This is a genomic window from Neisseria sp. HMSC065C04 (assembly GCF_001815375.1).
Lineage (GTDB): Bacteria > Pseudomonadota > Gammaproteobacteria > Burkholderiales > Neisseriaceae > Neisseria > Neisseria flavescens_D.
This window is the reverse complement of the sequence record NZ_KV820407.1, coordinates 1-234: the sequence shown is the minus strand read 5'-3', so window position 1 is coordinate 234 and position 234 is coordinate 1. Positions and strand designations below refer to the sequence as shown.

Genomic DNA, 234 nt, shown 5'->3' with positions numbered 1-234 from the left:
TGACGCTGTCAACGGTAATGTCTTTGGCCAGTTTGAAGTCAATCTGGTTGTCGGACACGGTAGTCACGATGTTTTTGTCGCTGCTGCGGTAAGCAACGGTTTCGCCCAGTTGGACGTTGTCGTCGTTACCGTTGTCGGCGGCAATGTTCAGACCTTTGGCCACATTGGCGTTGGTCTCTTTCAGCTGACCGTAGTTAACGGCGTCGGTATCTTCGGTACCGGCGGCTACGTTGG

1 protein-coding gene is annotated in these 234 nt (G+C 53.8%); it reads right to left on the bottom strand.

What is annotated here, in order from left to right; genetic code table 11:
• Nucleotides 1–234 (bottom strand): hypothetical protein (locus HMPREF3022_RS04560; RefSeq protein ID WP_141756496.1); only part of this gene is annotated, 234 nt, incomplete at both ends.